The 24,553-nt window shown below is 54.4% G+C and carries 22 protein-coding genes, 1 tRNA gene and 1 other RNA gene; 14 read left to right on the top strand and 10 right to left on the bottom strand.

Annotation, left to right across the window (positions count from 1 at the left end):
• The 7 genes from BM022_RS14340 to BM022_RS14315 all read right to left on the bottom strand — a co-directional run.
• Positions 1-208, bottom strand: a 208-nt coding sequence (locus BM022_RS14340) for a transposase (RefSeq protein ID WP_143079601.1), incomplete at its 3' end; no start/stop codon positions are given.
• A 59-nt stretch (positions 209-267) separates the two neighbouring features.
• Positions 268-423 carry a DUF6538 domain-containing protein gene (locus tag BM022_RS16530; RefSeq protein WP_371264342.1) on the bottom strand — a complete coding sequence of 52 codons (156 nt, stop codon included), beginning with the start codon at positions 421-423 and terminating at the stop codon, positions 268-270.
• Positions 424-517: 94 nt separating this feature from the next.
• Positions 518-879: a transfer-messenger RNA gene (gene ssrA / locus BM022_RS14335) on the bottom strand.
• 199 nt (positions 880-1,078) lie between these two features.
• A complete protein-coding gene (locus BM022_RS14330) occupies positions 1,079-1,726 on the bottom strand; it encodes an HAD family hydrolase (RefSeq protein ID WP_091140385.1) in 648 nt (215 codons plus the stop codon).
• A gap of 115 nt (positions 1,727-1,841) precedes the next feature.
• On the bottom strand, positions 1,842-2,546 hold the full coding sequence (gene ubiG, locus BM022_RS14325) for a bifunctional 2-polyprenyl-6-hydroxyphenol methylase/3-demethylubiquinol 3-O-methyltransferase UbiG (RefSeq protein WP_091140388.1): 705 nt from the start codon (positions 2,544-2,546) through the stop codon (positions 1,842-1,844).
• A gap of 24 nt (positions 2,547-2,570) precedes the next feature.
• Positions 2,571-3,908 (bottom strand): TRZ/ATZ family hydrolase, encoded by a 1,338-nt coding sequence (locus BM022_RS14320; protein WP_091140383.1) that lies wholly within the window; start codon positions 3,906-3,908, stop codon positions 2,571-2,573.
• A 68-nt stretch (positions 3,909-3,976) separates the two neighbouring features.
• Entirely contained in the window at positions 3,977-4,654 is a 678-nt protein-coding gene (locus tag BM022_RS14315; protein WP_091140381.1) for an OmpA family protein, read from the bottom strand.
• Between the two features lie 319 nt (positions 4,655-4,973).
• Here BM022_RS14315 and gyrA point away from each other — a divergent pair, with 319 nt between their 5' ends.
• From gyrA to BM022_RS14280, 7 genes are all read left to right on the top strand, one after another.
• Positions 4,974-7,550 (top strand): DNA gyrase subunit A, encoded by a 2,577-nt coding sequence (gyrA, locus tag BM022_RS14310; RefSeq protein WP_091140379.1) that lies wholly within the window; start codon positions 4,974-4,976, stop codon positions 7,548-7,550.
• Positions 7,551-7,567: 17 nt separating this feature from the next.
• The gene (gene serC, locus BM022_RS14305; RefSeq protein WP_091140377.1) at positions 7,568-8,662 is read left to right on the top strand and encodes a 3-phosphoserine/phosphohydroxythreonine transaminase; all 1,095 of its coding nucleotides are present in this window, start codon (positions 7,568-7,570) and stop codon (positions 8,660-8,662) included.
• Complete coding sequence (locus tag BM022_RS14300; protein WP_091140375.1) at positions 8,655-9,854, top strand: phosphoglycerate dehydrogenase; 1,200 nt, start codon at positions 8,655-8,657, stop codon at positions 9,852-9,854. Before serC ends, BM022_RS14300 begins: the two co-directional genes overlap by 8 nt.
• 30 nt (positions 9,855-9,884) lie before the next feature.
• Complete coding sequence (gene pheA / locus BM022_RS14295) at positions 9,885-10,967, top strand: prephenate dehydratase (RefSeq protein WP_091140373.1); 1,083 nt, start codon at positions 9,885-9,887, stop codon at positions 10,965-10,967.
• Between the two features lie 72 nt (positions 10,968-11,039).
• Complete coding sequence (hisC, locus tag BM022_RS14290; protein WP_256209205.1) at positions 11,040-12,209, top strand: histidinol-phosphate transaminase; 1,170 nt, start codon at positions 11,040-11,042, stop codon at positions 12,207-12,209.
• The gene (aroF, locus tag BM022_RS14285; RefSeq protein WP_091140371.1) at positions 12,206-13,222 is read left to right on the top strand and encodes a 3-deoxy-7-phosphoheptulonate synthase; all 1,017 of its coding nucleotides are present in this window, start codon (positions 12,206-12,208) and stop codon (positions 13,220-13,222) included. The genes hisC and aroF overlap by 4 nt, the downstream gene beginning before the upstream one ends.
• 73 nt (positions 13,223-13,295) lie before the next feature.
• The gene (locus tag BM022_RS14280) at positions 13,296-14,219 is read left to right on the top strand and encodes a prephenate dehydrogenase (protein WP_091140386.1); all 924 of its coding nucleotides are present in this window, start codon (positions 13,296-13,298) and stop codon (positions 14,217-14,219) included.
• Between the two features lie 86 nt (positions 14,220-14,305).
• On the opposite strand, the gene BM022_RS14275 is transcribed toward BM022_RS14280, so the two are convergent.
• Positions 14,306-14,605: an encapsulin-associated ferritin-like protein gene (locus BM022_RS14275; RefSeq protein ID WP_091140369.1), complete on the bottom strand. Its 300-nt coding sequence runs from the start codon at positions 14,603-14,605 to the stop codon at positions 14,306-14,308.
• A 108-nt stretch (positions 14,606-14,713) separates the two neighbouring features.
• Positions 14,714-14,941, bottom strand: a complete 228-nt coding sequence (locus BM022_RS14270; RefSeq protein ID WP_256209204.1) for a hypothetical protein — start codon at positions 14,939-14,941, stop codon at positions 14,714-14,716.
• A 1,454-nt stretch (positions 14,942-16,395) separates the two neighbouring features.
• Here BM022_RS14270 and BM022_RS14260 point away from each other — a divergent pair.
• The 7 genes from BM022_RS14260 (at position 16,396) to BM022_RS14225 (ending at position 22,863) form a co-directional block, all read left to right on the top strand.
• Entirely contained in the window at positions 16,396-17,550 is a 1,155-nt protein-coding gene (locus BM022_RS14260; RefSeq protein WP_091140365.1) for a zinc-dependent alcohol dehydrogenase, read from the top strand.
• Between the two features lie 29 nt (positions 17,551-17,579).
• Positions 17,580-18,071, top strand: a complete 492-nt coding sequence (locus BM022_RS14255; RefSeq protein WP_091140364.1) for a hypothetical protein — start codon at positions 17,580-17,582, stop codon at positions 18,069-18,071.
• Between the two features lie 143 nt (positions 18,072-18,214).
• The gene (locus BM022_RS14250) at positions 18,215-19,423 is read left to right on the top strand and encodes an AI-2E family transporter (protein ID WP_091140362.1); all 1,209 of its coding nucleotides are present in this window, start codon (positions 18,215-18,217) and stop codon (positions 19,421-19,423) included.
• Positions 19,424-19,566: 143 nt separating this feature from the next.
• Positions 19,567-19,654: transfer RNA gene (locus BM022_RS14245), tRNA-Ser, on the top strand.
• 1,051 nt (positions 19,655-20,705) lie between these two features.
• Positions 20,706-21,875: a hypothetical protein gene (locus BM022_RS14235; RefSeq protein ID WP_091140361.1), complete on the top strand. Its 1,170-nt coding sequence runs from the start codon at positions 20,706-20,708 to the stop codon at positions 21,873-21,875.
• Between the two features lie 167 nt (positions 21,876-22,042).
• Complete coding sequence (locus tag BM022_RS15320) at positions 22,043-22,285, top strand: hypothetical protein (RefSeq protein WP_143079600.1); 243 nt, start codon at positions 22,043-22,045, stop codon at positions 22,283-22,285.
• Positions 22,286-22,287: 2 nt separating this feature from the next.
• Positions 22,288-22,863 (top strand): IS3 family transposase, encoded by a 576-nt coding sequence (locus BM022_RS14225; protein ID WP_177191746.1) that lies wholly within the window; start codon positions 22,288-22,290, stop codon positions 22,861-22,863.
• 351 nt (positions 22,864-23,214) lie between these two features.
• Here BM022_RS14225 and BM022_RS14220 read toward each other — a convergent pair.
• Positions 23,215-24,553 (bottom strand): hypothetical protein (locus BM022_RS14220; protein WP_091140356.1); only part of this gene is annotated, 1,339 nt, incomplete at its 5' end.

Below are 24,553 nucleotides of genomic sequence, written 5' to 3'. Positions count from 1 at the left end.
TAAAGGTTGGCTTTCCGTAGATGCGCATCAGTCTTGAAAGGGTCAGGATGACATCCTGGTTGCGCAGGGATTTACCTACCTCGATTGCAAGGCACAACGTCTGCTCGGTAATGTTGTGCTTACGGCAGATGTCTCGGATGATAACCCCGTCGACTTCTCCTTCATGCAAAATTCCAATGATCTGCTCTTCACTAAATCGCTTCTTCATTTTCGCCTACATGTAAAAACTTAACATGAAGACTCACTCAGCGGGTGGATACAAAATTCCTAGCAGGTCACGGCATCTCGCACGCTAGCCGTTCGCAGGCTACGATATATCTCTTTGCGGTTAAAGTGACCGCGAAGATCGGGCGGTATTGTAAGTCGAAAATGCAAAACGCCGGAACGGCTTCTATGGAGATGGGAAGGTAGTTTGAACGCCATTTCGATCTATTTGGGGTGCTTGGTTGGGGTCCCAAGCTAGATCGAACGCGTAGAAACGAAAAAACCGCCTTAGATCAGCGGTTTATCGTTTTAGTGGTGGAGGCGGCGGGAATCGAACCCGCGTCCGCAAGTACTCTACAGTCAGTTCTACATACTTAGCCATGTTATTTAGTTTAACCTGGCGTCCGTCAACCGGCGGACTGACGACAGGCGAGTCACCTATTGTTTAACGCTCGATAAAGTAACCCTACTGAGCGCGATCCTCGTTAATGGCTCCGCTGCCTGTTGCCAGACCCGGCGTTGAGGCCCACCGGTGCGGAGTCCAGCCGGATTTAAGCGGCTAGAGCGTAACGTTCGTCGTTTGCGACTATACTTTTCCAGATGTATTTACGAGGTAACTGGTCCTCGGTATGCCCTGATCTGCTTTGCAACCCACGTCGAAGCCAGGTCGCCCCCGGCATTCTGTGTTTCAGCTATTTAGAGGGTATTGAGCTGGAAGAGTTCAATGGATGGGTAACGACTGTCACAACCCATCTAATCAATATCTATCGTTGCGTTCCGCTTCGCTCAGCCAACCAGGGAATGCTTTCTTGTTCAGGCTGTGCGCTCTCCCCTATTCCCTCTACTACCACTTCACTATAACAGAAACGGGCTGTCAGAGGTAGCTGAGCAGTTCCCCCGGCCGGTCGATGAGATATCTGGCCCCCCAGGATTCGGGGGCGCTCACGCTGCCGAGGTAGCCATATTTGGCGATAACCGGCTCCATGCCCGCGGCGAGGCTTGCCTGCACGTCGCGCATGTCGTCTCCCAGGTAGATGCACTCGGCGGGATCGATGGCCATGACGCCGCTTGCCTTCAGCAGCGGGTCGGGATAAGGCTTGGAGCGTGGGGTATCGCCGCCGCTGACCACGCACGCGGGGCGGTCGCTCAAACCCATCAATTGCAGCAGCGGCACGGTAAAACGTGCAGGTTTATTGGTGACGATTCCCCATGGGAGCCCGCGAAGATCAAGTTGTTCAAGCAGTTCCGCTACCCCTGGGAATAAGGATGTGTCATGGCACAGCCGCTCCTCGTAGAAATCAAGGAATTCCGCCCGCATCAGGTCATAGCCTGCATCGCCCGGCTTGATATTGAACCCGAGGCCGAGCAGGCCGCGCGCCCCGGCCGAGGCTTCGGTGCGGATGGTCTCAAGCGGCAGGGGCGAAAGACCGCGGGCAATACGCTGGCGATTGAGGGCATTTCCCAGATCGGGCGCGGTATTCGCGAGGGTCCCGTCGAGGTCGAAGAGAACAGCTTTGATCATAACCGGGTCATGGGGGAAATCGAAGAGTTGCGCGCCGAGAATCACGCGGCGACGAGCGGCGGAACGGCGGAATGGCGGTTCAGGCCTCGCGTTTATCGGATGTCGCCCAGGCTTCTCAAGCGCGAAATGCCATGATGTAGTTGACGTCCGAGTCTGACTCCAGGGCATAAACCTTGGTGATGGGGTTATAGGTCATGCCGATCACCTCATGCACATCGAGACGGGCCGCGCGCGCCATCCGCGCGAGCTCGGAAGGCTTGATGAATTTTGCGTAGTCGTGGGTGCCTTTAGGCAGAAGATTCAGCACATACTCCGCGCCCAAAATGGCGTACAGATAGGATTTCGGATTGCGGTTGATGGTCGAGAAGAAGACCCAACCTCCGGGCTTCACGAGTTGCCCGCACGCGTGGACAATGCTCGCCGGGCTCGGCACGTGTTCCAGCATTTCCATGCAGGTCACTACATCGTAATGGTGAGGCTGTTCCTTGGCGAGGGCCTCTCCCGCGATTTTTCGGTAGGTCACTTGTCTGCCGCTTTCGAGCAAATGCAGTTTTGCCACTTTCAGGGCCTTGTCGCCAAGATCGATACCGGTCACGTGCGCACCGAGCCCAGCCATGCTCTCGGACAGGATGCCGCCGCCGCAACCAACGTCGAGCACGGTCTTCCCCTCCAGCCCCGCGAGGCGGTCGATGTATCCGAGCCGTAGCGGGTTGATTTCATGCAGCGGCTTGAATTCGCTGTTGGGGTCCCACCAGCGATGGGCCAGCTGGCTGAATTTGTCCAGCTCCAGCAGATCGACGTTCGCGCTACCGTTTTCCATTTGTTTGCTCATTTATTCTTCGGCTCATTGCCCCAGTCGAGTTGTTGCCATCTGTTCCCGCCAGAATCCCGCTCTACGCAATAATTCCCGCTCATCCAGCGTGGTCAACTCGGAGCGGTTCAGCAGCATTTTACCATTTACCCACACATGGCTCACGTGTTCCCGTCCCGCGGCATAAACAAGGTGCGAAATTGGATCATAGCAAGGCGCAAGTTCAAGGCTGGAGAAATCCACCGCGGTAATATCGGCCGCCTTGCCGGGCAGCAGTGAGCCAATGACCGAATCCAGCCCCAGGGCCTTGGCACCGTTGAGTGTTGCCATCTGCAACGCCTGCCACGCGGGCAGCGCATCCGCCCTGCCGCTCTGCCCCTTCGCCAGCAGTGCGGCAAGGCGCATTTCCTCGAACATCCGGAGCGTGTTGTTACTCGCGGCCCCATCCGTTCCCAAGCCCACGTTCATCCCTGCGCCCAGCATGGTGGCGGCAGGGGCGAAACCGCTGGCGAGCTTCAGATTCGAGGATGGGCAGTGGGCAACGGTGCAGCCGAGCTGGGCCATGAGTTCAATTTCGTCCGCTGTCACGTGAATCATGTGCACCGCGATCAAGTTGGGCCCCAGCAGCCCGAGCTTATGCATGCGTTCTATGGGTCGCATGCCATGCGTTTTGAGGCTGCTTGTCACTTCGTCCACCGTTTCATGCAGATGAATATGGATGGGCAAATCCAGCTGCTCGGCATAGGTAAGAATTTTCGCGAATACGCGGTCACTCACTGTAAACGGCGCATGCGGCGCGAAGCAGAAAGACAGCAGCGGGTGCGGATTATAGTCGTCGCGCAGGGCGAGGCCCTTGGCCAGATAATCGTCGGCGTCGCTGGCATAAGCGGTAGGGAAGTCAATCGCGATCATGCCGACGGCCGCGCGCATGCCCGAGGCAAGCACCGCCTGGACGGCAGCCTCGGGAAAGAAATACATGTCATTGAAACAGGTAACCCCGGCCCGCAGCATCTCCGCACAGGCCAAGCGGGTGCCATCAAAGACAAACCCCGCATCGACGTGCGTGGTTTCAGCCGGCCATATATGATTGTTGAGCCACTCCATCAGGGGCAAGTCATCCGCCAACCCGCGCATCAAGGTCATTGCGGCATGCGTATGCAGGTTGATCAGGCCGGGGATCAGCGCGTGATGATCGAGGACGATCCGCTCACGCGGGTCGAATCGCGCTTGTGCCTCGTCACTGGGAACGATGGCCTTGATCACGCCCTGATCGATTGCCAGCGCGTGGTTCTCCAATACCTTACCCGCCGGCTCTACCGGGATTATCCAGCGCGCCTCCACCAATGTATCGATTTTTACGGGATCGGTCATTTATATCGAAAGCTTAGCAAAAAAAAACCCTGCGCGCGGCAGGGTTTGATTTTTTTGTTCAGGTGGAATTATTGCACTACTTCCTTTGTGCCAGCGATTTCAACTTCTACGCGGCGGTCGGGTTGCAGGCAAGCGACCAATGCCTTGGTCTTCTTGTTACCCTTGCAGGAATCACCGGTTACAGGGTTGGCTTCGCCCTTGCCATCCGTGAAGACCTTGTCAGCTGCAAGTCCTTTTTCGTTGACCAGGTAGGTCTTGACAGCTTCAGCACGGCGCAATGAGAGTTTTTTGTTATAAGCGTCGGAACCGAGGCGGTCTGCGTACCCGATTACTACGACGGTGTCGAACTTGACGCCGCCCAGTTTGCTTACGAGGTCGTCCAGAGCTTGTTTTCCTTCTGGTTTCAGGACGGCCTTATCGAAATCGAATAGGGTGTCAGCGGAAAGCGAGAGTTTTTCTGGTTCTATAATTGGCGCGGGGGCAGGAGCCGGAGCTGGGGCAGGAGCGGGTTCAGGCTCTACAACTTTTACGGGTTTTGGCAGCAAATCGGGATCGCATTCATAGGTGGCCATGGCCGGTGTCCAGTAACCCGTACGCCAGCAGTCTCCGGAAGCATCTCTGGCAGCCGCACCGCTGACATCACTGGCGTATCCTTCAGGCTGCTCGGCTGCCATTGCCGCCCCTGAAAACATCATCGGCAAAACTATCGCTCCAAGCAAGAGCTTTTTCGTTACCATATTTTTCATTCTATTGCCCCTTTTCATTTAAAACTTCAATTCAAAATCGAATCATCCCTGAGTCGTCCCAAATAACAAGTACAGCTATAACAGGCACAGCCATTGATTTGACCATAGCACATTATTGCATAAGTCGCGTCTTTGATTATCTATTCATATCGCACTTCTTGTCAAATCATGTTGTTGCATTCGGCATGAATATTCCAAAGCCCGGGTGGCTTCAAAATCGCGGTAGTGCTAAAATGAGTGGTTTTACGTGTTGATAGCCGCGAACTGCATCCATTGCGGGATTCGAACGGTAACAGCCTGAATAGACAAACAGTAATTAATGGATCAATTCGCGAAAGAAACGCTGCCCATTAGCCTCGAAGAGGAAATGCGCCGCTCTTACCTGGATTACGCCATGAGCGTAATCGTCGGGCGGGCACTACCCGATGTGCGTGATGGGTTGAAGCCGGTACACCGGCGGGTTCTCTTCGCCATGCATGAGCTCTCCAACGACTGGAACCGCCCCTATAAGAAATCGGCCCGGGTTGTTGGCGACGTCATCGGTAAATACCATCCGCATGGCGATACGGCTGTGTATGACACGATCGTGCGCATGGCCCAGCACTTTTCCCTGCGTTATATGCTTGTCGATGGCCAAGGCAACTTTGGCTCCGTGGATGGCGATAACGCCGCAGCGATGCGTTACACCGAAATCCGCATGTCGCGCATCGCCCATGAGCTATTGGCGGACCTGGACAAGGAAACGGTGGATTTCGGCCCGAACTATGACGGTTCGGAAAGAGAACCGCTGATCCTGCCGGCGAAAATCCCCAATCTGCTGATAAATGGTTCCTCCGGCATTGCGGTGGGGATGGCTACCAATATTCCGCCCCATAATCTTGGTGAAATCGTTGACGCCTGCCTTGCGCTTTTGAAGAATCCCCTCATCGGCATCGAAGATCTGATCGAGATCGTGCCGGCGCCGGACTTCCCCACCGCCGGGATCATCTATGGCGTGGCCGGGGTGCAGGAAGGTTACCGCACCGGGCGCGGCCGTGTCGTCATGCGGGCCCGCACTCACTTCGAGGATATGGACAAAGGCAGCCGTCAGAGCATTATCATCGATGAGCTGCCCTATCAGGTGAACAAGGCCAATTTGCTGATCCGCATCGGCGAGCTGGTGCGCGACAAAAAGATCGAGGGTATTTCGGACCTGCGCGATGAATCGGACAAGTCCGGCATGCGCGTCGTGATCGAGCTCAGGCGTGGTGAAGTGCCCGAAGTGGTGCTCAACAACCTGTATAAAGAAACGCAGATGCAGGACACCTTCGGCATGAACATGGTGGCCCTGCGGGATGGGCAGCCGCGCCTGCTCAATCTGAAGCAGATGCTGGACGCGTTCCTGCGCCATCGCCGCGAAGTGGTGACCCGGCGCTCTGCGTTCGAGCTGAAAAAAGCGCGTGAGCGCGGCCATCTGCTGGAAGGCCTGGCCGTGGCGCTATCCAACGTCGATGAAGTGATCGCGCTGATCAAGGCCGCTCCCACGCCCGCGGTGGCGAAGGATGGGTTGATGTCGAGGGTGTGGCGCTCGGCAATGGTGGAGGACATGCTCGCCCGCGCTTCGGTCGACGTGAAGGCCTACCGGCCTGAGAACCTGGCGCCGGAATATGGCTTATCTGCGGATGGCTACCGCTTGTCCGATGCGCAAGCGCAGGCAATTCTGGAATTGCGCCTGCAACGGCTCACGGGGCTGGAGCAGGACAAGATCGTCGGCGAGTACAAGGAGATCATGGAAAAGATTGCCGATCTCCTCGATATCCTTGCCAAGCCGGAACGCATCACCGCCATCATCACCGATGAGCTCGCGGCGATGAAGCAGCAGTTTGGCGATAAGCGCCGCAGTGAGATCGTCATCAATACGCAGGACTTGAGCATGGAGGATCTGATCGCGTCGGAAGATGTGGTCGTCACCCTCTCGCACAACGGGTATATCAAGTCGCAGCCGCTGGATGACTACCGCGCGCAGAAAAGAGGCGGACGCGGAAAGCAAGCCACCGGCACAAAAGAAGACGACTTCATCGATAACCTGTTCATCGCGAACACGCACGATTATATTTTGTGCTTTTCCAGCCGTGGACGGGTTTACTGGATTAAGGTCTATGCCGTGCCGCAGGGCGGCCGCATCTCGCGCGGCAAGCCAATCGTCAATCTCGTGCAACTGGAACAAGGCGAAAAAATCAACGCCATCCTGCCAGTAAAAGCGTTCGATGAAAATCGCTATATATTTATGGCTACCGCGTTCGGCACCGTTAAAAAAACGCCGTTGTCGGAATTCTCGCGGCCTCGCGCCAGTGGCATCATAGCCGTGGGGCTGGACGAGGATGATTACTTGATCGGGGTGGCGCTGACGGAAGGTAAACACGATGTGATGCTGTTTTCCGATGCTGGCAAGGCGATCCGCTTCGATGAGAATGATGTGCGTCCAATGGGACGCGGCGCCCGCGGCGTGCGAGGGATGAAACTCGGCAGGAATCAAAAGGTTATTTCGCTGCTCGTGGCGGAGAGCGAAGAGCTCACGGTCCTGACGGCGACCGAAAACGGCTTTGGCAAACGTACGCCGATAGGGGAATACACCCGCCATGGACGCGACACCCAGGGAATGATTGCGATCAAGACCAGCCAGAGAAACGGCAAGGTAGTCGCGGCGAAACTGGTAAGGGAAGACGACGAAATCATGCTCATCACGACCGGGGGCGTGCTAATCCGCACCCGCGTCAATGAGGTCCGCGAGATGAGCCGCGCCACCCAGGGTGTGACCCTGATCAATCTGGATGAGGGCGAGAGACTGGCCGGACTGGAGCGGGTGGTCGAAACCGAGGGGATAAACTCGGATCTCGTCGGCAAGGACGAACCATAGGCAGCGTCGAGGAATCCATGGAGCATATATATAATTTCAGCGCAGGCCCCGCGGTCCTTCCGGCCGAAGTTTTACGTCAGGCGCGCGATGAGATGATCGACTGGCATGGCAGCGGCATGTCGGTGATGGAGATGAGCCACCGCGGCAAGGAATTCATGTCCATCGCGGCGAAGACCGAGGCGGATCTGCGCGAACTTGCTGGCATTCCCGCCAACTATAAGGTTCTGTTCCTTTCTGGCGGCGCCTCCAGCCAGTTTGCCATGGCGCCGATGAACCTGCTGCGCGGAAAGAACAGCGCCAACTATATCAACACTGGGGAATGGTCCAAAAAGGCTATCAAGGAAGCGAAAAAATATTGCAAGGTAAATGTCGCCGCTTCGTCCGAGGACAGGAATTTCACTTACGCCCCAGCCCAGGAGACATGGAACGTCGATCCTGACGCTGCCTATCTGCATTACACGCCCAACGAGACCATCGGGGGGGTAGAATTCAACTGGGTTCCCGATTTGGCGCGCTATAACAAGGATATGCCGCTGGTCGCGGATATGTCGTCCAGCTTCATGTCGCGTCCGCTGGATGTTTCCCGGTTCGGCGTGATCTATGCCGGGGCCCAGAAAAACGTGGGTCCCGCTGGGTTGTGCATCGTCATCGCGCGCGAGGACTTGCTGGGGACAACCGTACCGGGCACCCCAACCATGTTCGATTACAAGATCCACGCGGACAACGATTCGATGTACAACACTCCGCCAACCTACGCGATGTACATCACCGGCCTGGTTCTCGAGTGGCTGAAGAAAAATGGCGGATTGGAAGCGATGGAAAAAATCAACATCGCCAAAGCCAATCTGTTGTATAACTTTCTGGATACCACCGATTTCTATCGCTGCCCGGTGGCCAGCCCGGACCGGTCGCGCATGAACGTGCCCTTCACTCTAACGGATACGTCGCTAGATGAGGAATTCCTGAAGCAGGCACGTACCCGTGGACTGGTACAATTGAAGGGGCATCGTTCGGTTGGGGGTATGCGCGCCTCGATCTACAACGCCATGCCGCTCGAGGGAGTAAATGTCCTGGTGGAGTTCATGAAAGAGTTTGCCGACAGTCATGCCTGAGCGCGCCCATAAAGTATTTCGAATACTCACCCTCAACCAGATTTCGCCGCTAGGCCTCAAGCTTTTTGACGGCGGTCATTATATTGTCAGCGGAGATGTAGCCGAGCCGGATGCGATCCTGGTCCGTTCGCACAACATGCTGCAGATGGATATTCCCTCGAGCGTAAAGGCGATCGGCCGGGCTGGCGCCGGAACCAACAACGTGCCGGTGAAGGATATGAATCTTCGCGGCGTCGCGGTTTTCAATGCCCCGGGGGCGAACGCCAACGCAGTGAAGGAACTGGTGCTTGCCGGGCTCCTGATGGCCTCGCGCAACCTCGTTCCCGCCATCCACTTTACCGAGGGCTTGCAAGGCGACAACGCCACCCTGCACAAACTGGCGGAAGAAAGCAAGAAGCAGTTTGCGGGAATCGAATTGCCCGGGCGCACGCTGGGGATCGTTGGTCTGGGCGCAATAGGTCGCCTTGTCGCGGTCTCGGCCATACGCCTCGGGATGAAAGTAATGGGCTATGACCCCAACATTACCGTGGACGCGGCCTGGAATCTTCCCTCGGAAGTTAAGCGCGCCGAAAGCATCGAAGATTTGGTGCGCAATAGCGAATTCATCACCTTGCACGTGCCTCTGGTGGACGCAACGCGTCACCTGATCAACCATAGACTCGTGCAAACCATGAAAAATGGCACGATCCTGCTTAACTTCTCACGCGATGGCATCGTGGATGAGAACGCGGTGCTGGAAGGAATCGAGCTGGGAAAAATAAAATATTACGTGTGCGATTTTCCCAGTCAGCTGTTTCAAAATCACCGGAAAGTCATCACCCTTCCCCACCTCGGCGCATCCACGCTGGAAGCGGAAGAGAATTGCGCGGTAATGGTCGTCAACCAGATGATCGATTACCTGGAGAATGGCAACATCACCAATGCCGTCAACTTTCCCAACATCACCATGGAGCGCGAATCCCCTTACCGGCTGGCGGTAGCCAACGCCAATGTACCTAACATGCTGGGCCAGATCTCTACCGCCATGGCCAATGCCGGGCTTAATATCCATAATATGGGCAATAAATCCCGCGGGGAAATGGCCTACACGCTGGTGGATGTCGATAGCCCGGTTCCGCAAAAAACAATAGACGAAATTTCGGCAATACGCGGCGTATTGATGGTGCGCTACCTGCCGGTGTTGGCTGAATAGCCTAGGTAAGGCAGGGTAGAACTCATCTCTATGACCGGTCAACTCAAACAGCTGCGCGACAAAATAGATTCGATCGACAGCGAGCTGCTCAAACTTTTGAGCGCGAGGGCAAGTCTTGCCCGAGAGATCGGACAGGTCAAGAACGGCATTGCTTACCGCCCCGAACGGGAGGCGCAGGTGTTGGCGCGGCTCTGCAAACTGAACCCCGGCCCGCTGGCAAATGAGCATGTCGTGCGGCTATTCACCGAGATCATGTCACTGTGCCGCTCGCTGGAGGAACCGTTGACGGTCGCCTATCTTGGCCCGCAAGGTACCTTTTCCGAAGAGGCGGCACTGAAGCGTTTCGGCAGCGTCGTGACGACTCTGGCGTGCAACTCGATAGATGATGTTTTCCGCAAAGTGGAGGCGGGTAAGGCCAGTTATGGGGTTGTGCCGGTTGAAAATTCCACCGAAGGCGCGGTGGGAAGGTCGCTCGATCTCTTGCTGCAAACGCCCTTGAAGGTTTGTGGCGAAATTGTATTGCCCATACACCAGCAACTGCTTGCGAGGCACCCGGATATCACCCGAATCAAGAAAATTTATTCCCATCCCCAATCGTTCGCCCAATGCCATGAGTGGCTTAATGTCAATCTGCCTCACTTGACGGGATCGGCCCGGATAAACGCCGCGAGCAATGCGGATGCGGCGCGGTTGGCCGCGGGGGATGAAAACGCCGCGGCGGTGGCAGGCAGAAAAGCGGCGGAAGTATTCGGACTCACCATTTGTGCCGAGAATATCGAGGATGATCCTAACAATACGACACGTTTTCTGGTTATCGGTGGCCAGGAAGTCGCGCCTTCGGGCAGCGATAAAACATCGCTCGTCATGTCTACCAAAAACCGTCCCGGGGCCATCCACCAGCTGCTGGGGCCCTTCGCGGAACATGGCGTGAGCATGAGCCGCCTGGAATCCCGCCCTTCCCGTGCTGGCTTATGGGAGTATGTTTTTTTTGTTGATGTTGACGGTCATCAGCAGGAGCCGAGAGTCACTCAGGCGTTGCAGCAATTGCGGGAGAAAGCGGCGTTTCTCAAGGTGCTCGGCTCATATCCGCGCGGTTCAACTGTAGGACGATAAGGTTTCCCGCTCTTGCCACACATACCAGACCAGGTTCTTCCAATATAACTCTCCATTCATGGACCAGCCGTTATGAACCTTTGCGACCTTGCTCCCGAGTATATTCGTAGTATCAGCCCTTACCAGCCCGGCAAGCCCATTTCGGAACTGGCGCGCGAGATGGGTATGGATGAACGATCCATCATCAAGCTCGCATCCAACGAGAACCCGTTGGGAACAAGCCCGCTTGCGCTCGAGGCGATGACCAAGGCGCTGGGTGAAGTCGCGCTTTATCCGGATGGCAGCGGCTTCGAGTTGAAGGCCGCGCTGTCACAGCGTTATGGCGTAAGCAGTGACCAGATTGTGCTTGGAAATGGCTCGAACGATGTGCTTGAACTGGCGGCCCGGGTATTCCTTAAACCGGGCGGGTCCGCCGTTTTTTCGCAGCATGCGTTTGCGGTTTACCCGCTCGTGACCCAGGCCGTTGGCGCCACCGGCATATCCGTTCGGGCTTACAACTACGGCCATGATCTGGATGCGATGCTGGACGCAGTAATGCCCGAGACCCGCATCGTTTTTATCGCCAACCCAAATAATCCAACCGGCACGCTGCTGCCTGCCGCCGAATTGTTGCGCTTTCTGGAACGTGTGTCGCCCGACGTGCTGGTCGTGCTCGATGAAGCTTACAACGAGTATCTGCCGGCTGACATCAAGGCTGACAGCATTTCGTGGCTGAAACGCTTTCCCAATCTCCTGATCACGCGCACCTTTTCCAAAGCCTACGGCATGGCTGGCGTGCGCGTAGGCTTCGGACTGGCGCATCCTGACGTCAGCGGGCTAATGAACCGGGTACGTCAGCCGTTCAACGTAAATAGTATCGCGCTGGCCGGCGCGGTGGCCGCGCTGGAAGATGTGGAATTCGTGAAACGCTCATATGCGCTGAACCAGGCAGGGATGCTGCAAATCACTACGGGGCTGCGACAGTTGGGCATTGAATATATCCCCTCCTACGGTAATTTTTTAAGCTTTCGGGTGCGCGGAAACGTGAAGGCGGTGAACGAAAGCCTCCTCAGGCAGGGCGTAATCGTCCGGCCCATCGGGGTCTACGAGATGCCTGAACATCTGCGTGTCACAGTCGGGCTCGAATCGGAAAATCAGAAGTTCCTCAGGTCACTGGAGATAGCGCTCGATATGGCAAACGCAACCGAGAAGAAGGCGGACGCGGAGATGACGCGGGAAGTAGCGACAGGAGAATCCGCTTGATCATCATCATGAATAGCGACGCCACCGGCGAGCAAATTGAAACGGTGGTGGCAAAGATACGCAGTTTCGGCCTTGACGCAAATGTTTCACGCGGTACCGAGCGCACGGTAATTGGCGCGATCGGCGATGAGCGCAAGCTCGATCCCGAGATGTTCGATTCGCTGAGCGGTGTGGAATATTCCATGCACATCGTCAAGCAATACAAAATCGTATCGCGCGAGTCGCACAAGGAGGACTCGGTTATCGATGTGGGTGGGATACCGGTCGGCGGGAAGCAGGTGCAGATAATCGGCGGTCCCTGTTCGGTGGAAACTCAGGATCAGATGGATCTCGCGGCCCAGCATGTTGCGGAAGCGGGCTGTCGGTTGATGCGTGGCGGCGCCTTTAAGCCCCGCACCAGTCCTTACACCTTCCAGGGGAAGGGCGAGGAGGGACTGAAACTGTTTCGCAACGCGGCGGACAAGCATGGACTGCGTATTGTCACGGAACTGATGGACGCACGCATGCTTGACACTTTTCTCAGGTATGACGTGGATGTGATCCAGATAGGTACCCGCAGCATGCAGAATTTCGAGCTGTTGAAGGAAGTCGGCCGCATCAATAAACCGGTGATACTCAAACGCGGCATGTCGGCCACTGTTTCCGAGTGGCTCATGGCGGCGGAATATATCGCCGCGGGCGGCAACCATAACATCATTTTCTGCGAACGCGGCATACGCACCTTTGAAACCGCCTACAGGAATGTCATGGATGTCACCTGCATCCCTGTGCTGAAAAGGGAGACCCATCTCCCTGTCATCGTTGACCCATCCCATGCCGGCGGCAAAACCTGGATGGTGCCCGCGCTGGCTCGGGCGGCGATTGCGGCTGGTGCGGATGGCCTACTGGTAGAAATGCACCCCAACCCCTGCGAAGCCTGGTGCGACGCGGACCAGGCGCTGAACCCCGAAGAATTCCACGCTCTCATGGGATCGCTTAGAGGAATAGCGAATGTAATTGGACGGAGCCTTTAATTGTCGAGCTTCCGAATTATCCGCGGGGCTGTTCGGAAATTCGTTTGGTATCAAACGCGGTAACGATCGGGCAATGACGGATGTCGCAATCAACAAGCTGGTGGTTATTGGCGTTGGCCTGATCGGCGGCTCATTTGCACTGGCGCTGCGCAAGGCGGAACTCGTAACGCATATAACAGGCGTGGGACGAAGCACGGCGAACATGGAACGGGCGCGTGACCTTGGTGCCATAGACGAAATCGCGCGCGACCTTCCGTCGGCGCTTAAAGATGCCGATGTGGTATTCCTTGCCATACCGGTGGGCCGGACCGGCGAAATCATGGAGCAAATCGCGCCCCACCTCGAACCCGACACCATCGTCACCGATGCTGGCAGCACCAAGCAAAATGTACTCGCTGCGGCACGCGCTCACCTGGCTGAGCATTTGCCCAATTTCGTACCGGGACACCCCGTCGCAGGGGCTGAGCTGAGCGGTGCCGGTGCGGCCAACCCGAATTTGTTTCGCGACAAAAATCTGGTACTGACTCCGATTGAAGAAACCAACGTCGAGGCGCTCAAGCGAGTAACCCAACTGTGGCAGGCCTGTGGCGCTCAGGTCTCCCAGATGAGCGCGAGAAGACATGATGAAATACTCGCGGCGGTAAGCCATCTTCCACACGTGCTTGCATTCGCGTTGATGTATTACATTGGCGCCGCCGGACATGGTCCGGATGTCGACAATGCGTTTTCTACCGATGACATGATTCGCTCCAGCGAACTATTACGCTTCGCGGGCAGCGGCTTTCGCGACTTTACCCGTATCGCGGCGAGCTCCCCCGAGATGTGGCGAGATATATGCCTCGGCAACCGGGAAGTACTCTCCAGGCAAATTGACGCGTATCAGAATGAACTGGCCGCGTTGCGTGAAATGCTGGCGCGGGGTGACGGGGAAGCGCTGGAGAGAGTTTTTTCCGATGCGCGCGAAGCGCGGCGGCAATGGTTGAAAGACACACCATGAATCCTGATCTTGCTATAAGGTATGAGCAATGGTAGCGCAAGCTTTATTGAACCATTGCGGCATTCATAGATAGGCTGGATTTTGCTTCACCCATCCTGCTCGATATGGGTGATGGGGTTGTCAGTAAACAAATACTCTTTCAGTTCGGCCGAGAATCGCGGATCCTTGCGTCGAATCCATTCCAGCACCATTGCCGCATGCTCCTTCTCCTCATCGCGGTTGTGCATCAGAATCGCCTTGAGCTCCCCATCTTTGCATGCGCTTGCTCTCTGGTTATACCAGTCAATCGCTTCCAGCTCTTCCATCAACGAGACGATTGCACGGTGCATATCGCGGGTTTCATCGGAAAGCTCCTCGATTGGTTCATGGTAACCTTCACTTGCCATATGTCCTCCTTATTTAGTAAATAAGCCCGATCACGTTTTCTGCAAACGTGCCCGAGCGTCTGGGTTGCGCACGCCTTCAAGATAATAACGTAACCCACCTGTCCCTGCTCATGCATAAGGGTTTGCCCGAAAGTGTTGCCTGATCTCCTCCACCTGCACGCGATGTTTTATTAGCGCCTCAACGCAATCGCAATCCAGCTTGTCGTCCGCAAGCCTACGCAATTCACGAAAGGCTTCATCGGTGCTCCAGGCTTCCTTGTACGGACGACGACTGTTGAGCGCATCAAACACATCCGCGACAGCGACAAGATTATCTGTCGAAGAAGCGTAGCACACAACCGTGCGAGCGAGCGCCCGCGGCAGAGCAGAGAGGTCTGGATCCAGAGGGAGCTTGGATTCTATGTAAAACGGGGGATAGCCTTAATATCGCCGCTGAGCCAGTCTTCAGCGTTCAGGAAATATCTATCGCATCGATATTCCGCGCCGACCTGGATATGACTTTACTTTGATGGGAGTCGGTCGCCAAACGCACTGCACCAAACTCATACGAGGAAGACCCAGGCAAACCGGCAAAAAAAGCCCGGCGAGCTTAACCTCTACCGGGCTGCGGCGTCGATGAAAGGGGCTGACGCCAAGGGCATCTATTTAAGGAGGGATAGACACCGCCATCAATAGTCCCATACTCACATGTCCATCTGATGACAGCCCACTATACGAACAGTTGTAACAATTGTGGAGGAAACTTGGACAAACATGACCTGCATCATCATGGGTAAGGGTCATGTGAAACGGATCGTGCCTAGGAGACAGTCGCATGAGTTGCCGCCACAAGGAGATACGCCATGAGCAATAGAATAATTTTTTGGGGTACCTATATTCTTGTGCTTGCCGCTGGCTTGGGGGTTATGGCAGTAAGTTGAGTCAGCTCTCTGTGCAAGATAAAACGAAGCCGGAAGCATGAACCCTGGCGGATGACTGCTTTGGGAGGATGTCGTCTCTCCATGTTTTCCATAGTTGTGGTCTATGAGAGTCGCGGTAAAACTCCCGCGGGACACGCAGTCAAACCAGGGCTAAGCGGCTACCGCCTGAGCACGCGAGGGCTCATACCGCGCCGCAGCAACAGATCTGGGTCACTCTGCGCTAAAGGCCAGAACGATAGCCACCCAGCTTGCCGGCCCAAATTCAAAACCGTGATCGTGCTGGCCATGCGTTGGCAGTGCGCTACCTTTTGCCAATGCGACTTCACGACCGCAACCCCTGCAGCGGTATATTCCCGAAACTGGAACGACAGTTCCGGGTGGGTAGCTTTTTTCAAAACTGAAATGCGGAGAACGAACAAGAAAGCTCGAATCCGGATATTGCGCCATGCTACGTGTTTTATTCAGTTAAGTAAGGTGGGAGCCAGGAACGCTCTTTACCTATAACGGTACTTACGGCCCGTAAAGTAGCAGAAGTCAGCTAATTTTCGTACTGTACCAAAGTACACTTTCATAATGAGCATGAGCTTTATATTCAGCTCAATCTCATTTCCGTGCTATTCAGTCCGAGCAACCGTCCCGCGTGAGCTCGTAGCGCGCCCCGTCGGCATATTTCCGCTCCCGTGCCTCCATATCAACAGCTCCACCTCGGCTTAAACGTGACCTACCACACAGACTCCCTCACATCATCGGCTTAGGCTGGTTGCTCCTTTCCGGGTAGATGGTCGATCTTATACCTCCACGCCTGGTTCCCGCTTCCTCTTACTGACATGCCGCTTGCTCTTTGGGCTGCATTACGCAAAGGAGAACATTATGTTGGCAATGAATTACAGAGGGCCCTACCGGGTTCGGGCAGAGCAAAAGCCCGACCCTGTCATTGAACACCCGAATGATGCGATCGTTAAGGTGTCGCGTTCCTGCATCTGTGGTTCGGATTTGCACCTTTACCATGGGCTCGTCCCAGACACACGGGTTGGCATGACCTTTGGGCACGAGTTCACCGGCATCGTGGAAGAGGTGGGTTCTTCGGTTCAGAATCTCAACGTCGGCGATCACGTTCTAGTCCCTTTCAACATCTTCTGCGGATCCTGTTTCTTCTGCAAGCGAGAGCTCTACGGAAACTGTCATAACACCAACCCTGAAGCGACAGCAGTCGGCGGAATCTATGGCTACTCGCACACTGCCGGCGGTTACGATGGGGGCCAAGCCGAATTCGTACGCGTGCCGATGGCTGATATCGGCCCTACCGTTATCCCAGCGGATTTGGATCTCGACGATGCTGTGCTGCTAACCGATGCCTACCCTACCGGATATCAGGCGGCGGAAATGGGAGACATCAAGGAAGGCGATACCGTAGTGGTTTTTGGGGCGGGCCCGGTAGGCATTTTCGCCGCCAAATGCGCCTGGCTTATGGGAGCGGGCCGTGTAATCGTGGTCGATCATTTGGAGTATCGCCTGGAGTTCGTAAAGACCTTCGCTCAGTGCGAAATCGTCAATTTCAAGGAAGTGGATGACATGGCGCTTCACATCAAAAAGATGACGGACGGGCTGGGAGCCGACGTATGCATCGATGCGGTTGGATGTGAAGCTGACGGGAGCTTTGCGCAGAAGCTGACCGGAGTAGTAATGAAAATGCAGGCGGGTTCCGCGACGGCCCTCCACTGGGCTATCAATTCTGTTCGTAAAGGCGGCAATGTATCGATCGTGGGCGTTTACGGCCCCACCTTTAATGCCATCCCCATTGGCAATGCCCTTAACAAGGGCCTCACGCTTCGCATGAACCAGGCGAGCGTCAAGCGGCACCTGCCACGTTTAATCGAACACATCCAGGCGGGGCGGATAGAGCCGAAAAAAATCATTACCCACAAAATTCCTCTGGAAGAGGTTTCGGATGCTTATCATATTTTTTCCAGCAAATTGGACAACTGCATCAAAACAGTGTTGTTTCCGCCAAGCGCTCGACATTGAGATGCCCCACGCAATAGGAGGACGACATCATGAACACTGCAAAAGATTATTCCCATATTCAGGGATGGGGCGCTGATCTGGACCCTCAAAACAGGCCAGCGTATCCGAAAGAGAGAATGCCGGCACGCCTGAATGGCGTCCACTGGGATCAACCGGAACAGCAGGAACAAAAAATCGAGATCCTGCGTTCGAATGAACGTCCCGATATCACACCCATCTTTGGCACAAGTACCCCGCCATCGGGGTTGAGCGGAACGATACGCGAAGCTGCCTTTAAATATAGCGAGAGCGATCTGCGTCATTGGGTGCTCCTCTTATTTGCAGATCGAATAAACGTATGCGAAGGACTGATCGATGATTTGAACAAGGGCCATATCCCTCATATTCTTGACGAGATGGGGTGGAAGGCGGAGTTGAAGTACAACCGGGCAGGCGCGATACGAAAACTTGCGATTGGATCGGCATTACTGGGGACAGCAATCTGCCTGATGAAGCGAAAAAGACGGCGCGAATTGCAATAGCCCCGCAAGTATGCAGAGCTGAATCGTAAGCCCCGTGGATAAATCGAAAGAGGAAGATAGACGAGCGGGCCCGAGAGCTGGATGATCCATAGCTCCCGACCGTTCGATCACTTCAGAAAAATTAACAACCTTTGGCATAAATCATGAAATCCCTGCCGGGTGAACCCCAGGGCGAATCCAAGGGAGCTCTACACGAGGTTGGCCCGTCACTTGCTGCCGATTCAACCCCAGACATTGGCGATGAAAGGGGGCCAGGCTACTCCGCTTTATACCACCCCAAGGTGGCTACGGCACTCTGGATACTGGCCCTGGTCGCGCTGGTTGCTGTGCTTCACCTGGCGCGCGCATTCTTTGTCCCCCTGTTGTTTGGTATTCTTGTGAGCTATACGCTGGGACCGATCGTGGACTGGTTCGAGCGCTATCACGTCCCGCGCGCGATCGCATCGGCTCTGGTGCTGGGGGCCCTTGTCGGCGGCACCTCCTGGATGGCCCTATCTTTAAGTGCCGATACTGAAGCGATAATCGAAAGGCTTCCCGAAGCTGCCAGAAAACTGCGACAGAATCTGCACAATTTGTTATCCAGCAGCCCATCGACGCTGGAGCGGGTTCGGGAAGCCGCCGCTGAGCTGGAAAATGCGGCTGTTGACGCCGGTTTGAAATCAGAAGCCGCACCGGTGGTCATTACGCAGGAGCCTGACGCCAGCACATGGCTGCGCGACTTCATCCTGACCCAAGCCGCGCTACTGGTCGCCTTTGCCGCGCAAGCGCCGGTAGTGTTGTTGCTTACATACTTTCTGTTGGCGGCGGGTACGCATTTTCGACGTAAACTGGTAAAAATTGTCGGCCCCTCTCTAACGCAGAAGAAAGATGCTGTGCGAATACTTGAAGAGGTGGACGTACAAATCCAGCGCTACCTGCTTGTAATCCTGATCACAAACATCCTTATCGCGGTCCTGACATGGCTCGCGTTCGAAGCCATTGGACTCGAGCACGCCGGTGCATGGGGCGTTGCAGCCGGAGTGCTGCGCTTCATCCCCTACCTTGGCACTGTTACCATTGTAATGGCGAGCGGCATATCGGGCCTGCTTCAATTTGGCACGCTCACGCTCGCATTATCCGTAGGGGCTGCATCGGTTGTCGTCTCGTTCGTGGTTGGAATGGTGTTTACGACTTGGTTGCAGGGAAGAGTTGCACGCGTGAACGCAGCGGTCCTGTTCATCGTGCTGCTGTTTTTTGCTTGGCTGTGGGGCTTGGCCGGCCTCCTGCTCGGCGCTCCTTTGCTGGCTATTGCCAAAGTGGTCTGCGACCGCGTTGAATCGCTTAAACCGGTTGGTGAGTTACTGGGGCGTTAGCACCAATAATTGCGACCGCCATTCTTGGCTACCCAGGCGCGAGATCACCGAGTCCACTTTATCCTTAGCCACCCGCAGCAAGCAGCACCGTCGGACTCTCCGGCAGGAAACCATACCGGGCGTTATGCTAAAATAGACGCCACGGAAGCGTGGCCGAGCGGTTTAAGGCACTGGTCTTGAAAACCAGCGACGGGCAACCGTCCGTGAGTTCGAATCTCACCGCTTCCGCCAAGTTTTCTTGTAAAACAATAAGTTAAATGGGTTATTTTTTCTAACCCATCATCCCACCCCCCAATTTCTTCGCGATTAGCTGAGATGACTTTCGTCGAGAAGTAGTCTCAAGGCTAGCTTAAAGCACAAGCGTCATCACACAGGACGACGTACCACTTCCACGGGGAAGGATACAAGCGCTCATCAGCTACCTGTTTTGGTGCTCGATCACTGCAAAAATTGTGGAGAGCGCCTCTCAAGATATCGAGATGTGGTTTCAATTTTTCGATGGGTGGTTCGAGCAGGCAAGGGGCGTAGGAAGGGAGGGGGAATCGAAATGAGCCTTGTAACCAATAAGAGTTGCCAATCCGAATTTGGTCTAGCAGAAATTTACCCGTATTTTTACCCGTTCTAAACATCCCTGAACTAATTGTGTCTCCTGATAGTGATGAGAAGTGAATTAACTCGAGTCAACAAGTTACCGGACTCTTAATCCGTAGGTCGAGCGTTCGAATCGCTCACGACCCACCAATAGATCAAAGACTTACGTTTAATTGCGCGAGCCTTGTCTTTTATGGGACGTTCTGGGACACTTTACAGGAACATTTCCCAGTAGTGGAGGCAGCGATAGCGAAGGCTAGCGACTATGACACCTAAGAAAAGTTTTTCGACAACCGTTCAATTCTGTTCTGATTAAAGCGCGGGGGGGCAACCCATACTTATGGTTATTCCCCCTTGCGCAGAAAGCAAATACGCGAGCTCGAAGCAATCTCTAGTTGATACCACCCGTCGAGGCCGTAGACCAGTCCGGCTACCTTGACTCGTATATTTACGAGCAGAATGGTTAGCGCGTGTTGGTGAGGTCAAGCAAGGAAAGCGCCTCCTCCTAATACCCTTTCGCTTTATAGACTTCCTGTTCTTCCCTGTCGCTGAATCTTACAGTTGCAGCTCAATGTCAGCCAGTAGTTATTTCTGTTCCGGTAATGGGTTGTTTCTTTGGGCTTTCTGCTATTTTACCCCCTTGGCATACTCTTTGCTTTATTGCTGAGCTTGCCCTAGGGAGATAAAAATAATGAAAACCTCAGCCCTCAAACCCGCCATAAACTATTTTGCTAACCTTGTTGTGATTAGTATTCTTTCAATCACTTCTAACGCAGCAAACGCTATTGCGTTTACTTACTTTGACCTCGGTAGACCCGGATTCTACAGTGACGCTCGTGCTATCAATAATGCTGGGCAAATCGTCGGAAACGGCATTGCGAAGGTTGTTCTCTGGAACGGCACGACTGCAACTGGGATTGGCGATTTTCCAGGGGGGATACAATCTTTTACAGCTGGTGTTTTTTCGGGCGTGAAAGCAATCAACGAACGAGGTCAGGTAGTTGGAAACGGAAGCTTTGATCTTTGTTGCCCAGTATCGGCTATCGTCTGGAATGGCCCTACCGGTACATTTCTCAGCGGCTACGGTAAACCCAACAGTGCTGCCGATATTAATGATAGCGGCGAAATCCTAATAAATGGTTCTTCTGGGGTACTCATAGTAGGCGACAGAGGGTTTGTTGGCAGCTTAGCCTTAGAGATGGGCGCAGGAATTAACAACTCGGGAAAAGTTGCGGGAACTCACAATTCCCACGCGTTCTATGGAGATTTCGACGCGTTGATTGATCTCGGCACCTTAGGGGGCAGAACTAGTAGCGCATTAGCTCTCAATGACATGCAGCAAGTTGTCGGGTATAGCGCCATATCTGGAAGTGGCGACACGCATGCTTTTCTATGGAGTAGCGACCTGATGGTTGACCTCGGAACTCTGCCTGGTTTCAACCACAGCCTAGGCAGCGCCATTAATAATAGGGGGGAGGTGGTCGGGTGGAGCTCCGTTGATAATAGTTCTCCCTATGATAGTTCTCCCCTCCATACTGATCGCGCCACGTTGTGGGACGGCACCACAATATTCGACCTCAATTCTTTTCTCGGTAACGATATCGTGAATGATGGATGGGTGCTGGAAAGAGCTCATGCCATTAACGACTTGGGAATGATCGTGGGCGCGGCATATAATAACCAGCTGGGCCTCACTCACGGGTTTCTCTTAGCTCCGGACTTATCCATTCCAGATGCGGCACCCGCGGAAATACCCGTTCCTACCCCCCCGACCTATACCCTTCTGCTCGCTGGACTGTTCGGACTGTTATACGCGAGGAATCGAGAAACGAAGGTCAACTCTTCTCTAATAAGAAGATAAGGTAGATTGCTACCCGTAGGTAAGGGGGGATAATAAATGCTTCCCATTGTTGCCAGGATCAGGCCGGTTTACTGCTCTGTCCACTCTCCACCACATAAACTCTTCTGTGGGTATTAAGATGTCGTTTCACGAAAGTGGTAAGCCCACAAGCGCGGCGGGAAGCAGTTGTGGCTCTGAAGACAGAACGACACTTCTCTGAACGCAGGGCTTGTGGGCTGGTGAACATTTCCACTTCCGTATTGCGCTATCGCGCCCGGCCTGACACATCCAGGCAATTACATGAGCGCATTGTTTCGCTTGCCGGACAAAGGCGGCGCTTTGCCTATCGACGTATCCACATTCTGCTTAGGCGCGAAGCCTGGTGCGTCAAGGTCAAGCGGGTCTACGGCTGTACCGCAATGCGGGATTAGCAGTGCGAAAACGCAGTCGAAAGCGGATCGGTCTGACAGAAAGAGTGCCGTTGCTACTTCCTGAAACACCCAATCATGCCTGGTCGATGGATTTTGTGCATGACGGTTTGGCTGATGGCAGACGCATTCGCTGCCTGAATGTGGTGGATGACTGTACCCGGGAAAGCATCCTCATTGAGGTCGATACCTCCATTTCTGGAGCGCGTGTGGCGCGTGTACTGGATCGCATTGCCGGCTATCGTCCTCTGCCGCGAATGATCAGGGTCGATCATGGGCCTGAATTCACCAGTCTGGCACTGGATGCTTGGGCTCATGCTCGCGGTGTGAAGCTGGTATTCACCCAGCCGGGCAAGCCCACGCAAAATGCATACATCGAAAGCTTCAATGGGCGATTCAGGGATGAGTGCCTCAACGACCATTGGTTCTTAACCCTGCACGAAGCACGTGTCCTGATCGAGGCATGGCGAAAAGATTATAATTCAGCACGGCCTCACAGTTCCCTTGGCAATATCACGCCAGCCGAATTTGCGGCCCAACGTCAATTTGCAACCCAGGATTCTACTGCACCATGTAGCTAATTACTGGGAGCAGGTCATCTTAGACATACCAAGCTACACATACCTAACTGTACCTATCCTTTACCGGAAAAGACCCGTCAAAGGAGACAAGATCATGCACTAAATTTAGTTCATTAATCCCTTGCTAATGCAGACCGTTTTATTCAACAGCCTGGCACGCGCATATGCGCGAGAACGCAATTACCCCCCTCAGCAGTTCCTGAACACATACATTTGATTCACGTCTACCGTAGTACAACGGCGCTTGTGCGTCGACGTTTCCGTGTGCGTACGTGAGGGGAAACTAGTGTCTTGCGCGTGTGAATACACGAGGTCAAGCAGCGTGGCTAGCGACAGGGCATTAGCAAATTGTCAGGCATGCAACGAGCCGTGAATGGTTTTCCGAAAATATGTTCTCCGGCTTCGGTTAAACGCTAGGATTACAGCACCGAGCAAAACCAATGTGTAAGTTTCTGGAGCCGATACAGCCACGATTTCGGCCGGCTGTACGGGCTCTGGGGTAAGCAAAAACGCATGCAACTGCCCCGTTATTGTATTGTAGGCGCGCCCTACAATCGCCCCATTATCGTTTATATCGTTAGGAATTAGCGTCCACTCAGTACCAAGAGCAGCAGAATCGAATAACGTATTAAGATTTATCGCTATTCCGTTCTCATAAAGGATGGGGCCGACCCCCCAGCTAAACCCAACAATCTGGCCGACATCGTTGATAGCGTATGAAGCACTTTCTCTACCCCCCCATGTGCCGAGGTCAATTATTGTTGTGCCAACCCAGAGCGTCGCCCTTTGCTCAGTAGGCCCGTCCCAACCAGAGGCGATTAGGCTAGTGCCTACAATGTGCCCCGAGTTGTTAATATCGGCAGCTATACTTCCGTTAATCGAGCCGCCAAGGAACCCGCCGCCTTGGGCTCCCAAATCGACTACTGCACCATGATCCCATAAAGTGGCACGTAAAGAACTCTCATTATTTGTAGAGCCAGGGGTAGGAATGACGCTGAACCCTACTACTTGCTGAGAGTCGTTTATGCGATAGGCTAGGCTCAGAAAGTATGCACCCTGGAACGCCTGAAGGTCTGTGAAAACCCCATTACTCCATAAAGCCGCCGACATAATATTTGGAGGGACTTGCATCGGATCATCAGGCTGCGCACCAAAGCTACTTCCGACGATATCTCCAAGGTTATTAATCCCCATTGCATCTGAATGCGAACTAAAGTTGTTACGAACAGGAAAGATGGTCTTAGTTGTCTCATTCCAAATGACTGCCTCTGACGCTTGCCCATCAATCTGATAGCCAGCAATCGATCCGGAGTCATTAATGCCGTAAGCGCCGCCTAATAATCCGTCAGCAGCATTTAAATCCGTGGTTGTGCCGTTATACCAAAGCATGGGCCGTGGATTGTCCTGACTACTATTGGACCAACTAACACCCACAACTTGACCAGAGTTATTTATAGAATAGGCTTCACTACGCATCCCCGTTCCGGAACCAAGATCGGTAAACACATAAAGTGGTGCAGCCTGCACAGAACCGATTAATAGAAGAGAACTCGTGAGTAAGCTCTGGAACTTGTTATTAAAATATTTTTGTTTCATGTTAGCGCCGCTGTAATACTGACCCACTGAGCCGGAGTAAAACTGACCCACCTGGGCGAATATGGTGGCTTTTTGGCTGCCGATTATGTTGACT

The organism is Nitrosospira sp. Nsp14 (assembly GCF_900113575.1).
Taxonomy (GTDB): domain Bacteria; phylum Pseudomonadota; class Gammaproteobacteria; order Burkholderiales; family Nitrosomonadaceae; genus Nitrosospira.
This window is presented reverse-complemented; position numbering and strand designations above follow the sequence as displayed.